This is a genomic window from Prosthecobacter gellanilyticus (assembly GCF_007992435.1).
Classification (GTDB): domain Bacteria; phylum Verrucomicrobiota; class Verrucomicrobiia; order Verrucomicrobiales; family Verrucomicrobiaceae; genus Prosthecobacter; species Prosthecobacter gellanilyticus.
Genome location: NZ_BKAG01000129.1, coordinates 1 through 1,237, shown reverse-complemented (window position 1 = coordinate 1,237; position 1,237 = coordinate 1). Strand labels below are relative to the sequence as shown.

General features: G+C 62.3%; 1 protein-coding gene. It reads left to right on the top strand.

Going from position 1 to position 1,237, the window contains the following annotated elements:
* Positions 1-283 precede the first annotated feature (283 nt).
* Positions 284-1,216 carry an IS110 family RNA-guided transposase gene (locus BGE01nite_RS28795; RefSeq protein ID WP_146856415.1) on the top strand — a complete coding sequence of 311 codons (933 nt, stop codon included), beginning with the start codon at positions 284-286 and terminating at the stop codon, positions 1,214-1,216.
* Positions 1,217-1,237: the final 21 nt, after the last annotated feature.

Here is a 1,237-nt window from a genome sequence, read left to right as displayed (position 1 = left end):
TTGTATATTGCTTTCGGTTTCCCGCATCAGGCTTGATGGCTTAAGATGCGGAGCCGGTATTCGGCACCTTGGGGCGGCCGCCCCAAGGTGCCGGGCAGAGCAGTGACCGTCGCGTCGTCGCACCGCCTTACAGCGTGTCCGAACTCCAGCTGGGTCCTGCACTGCCTCATCGGTCTGAGATCGAACAGTTGACTGAACCCGCCTCCTTGCCTCGCGGCACGGCGCGGAGTTCGCATCCACAAGGCTGATCCGTCCCATCCCAACTACAACTCCATCATCCCCTATGAACCCTGATGTTGTCTACCTCGGCGTTGATGTCTCCAAGGACTCTCTCGACGTCTGCTTCCTCTCGGAGTCCTTCACTCTGCCCTACACCAACGCTGGCCTGCGCAAGCTGCTGGCGCGCATTGCCAAGCATGCCGTCCCCGTCCATGTCATCTGCGAAGCTTCCGGCGGCTATGACCATCCTCTGACCGATGCCTTGCACGAGGCCGGTGTCACCCTCAGCGCAGTCAATGGAGCCCGGGTGCGTGACTTCGCACGCGCCAGTAAGCTCCGGGCCAAGACCGACCGCCTCGATGCCGCTGTGATGGTCCACTACGGCACCGCCATGCATCCAGCCCCCACACCCAAGCCGGATCCGGCAACACGACGTCTGGCATTGCTGATCACCCAGCGTGACAGCCTGGTGGCTAATCGCGCGGGCTACAAAACAAGACTGCTTCAGATCAGCGACCGGTTCCTGTGCGAGCAGACCAAACGCTGCATCGCGCACCTGAGCAAAGAGATCGCCAAACTGGAGGAGATGATGCGCAAGGTGACCGCTGAGAGCAGCATTTTAAGCCAGAAGTCCGCACGCCTGGACCAGGTTGTGGGCATCGGCTGGCGCAGCGCCCTGTGCCTGTGCGCGCAGATGCCTGAGCTAGGCAGCCTCAACCGCCGGGAGGCAGCTTCGTTGGCCGGGGTGGCGCCCTTCAACCAGGACAGCGGCCGATGGCGCGGGCTGAGGCGCATCTGTGGCGGACGCTCGCCCGTGCGCCGCACGCTTTATCTGGCGTGCCTGTCAGCGGTGCGCACCAACGCCATCCTCAAGACGTTTTACCAGCGGCTGCGCGCTGCTGGCAAGCCAGCGAAAGTGGCCCTGACAGCCTGTGCGCGGAAGCTCATCGTGCTGCTCAATGCCGCCCTCAAAAATCCTCAAATGTCTCTTGCCTAAAACACAGTTGCTGGAGTGCGG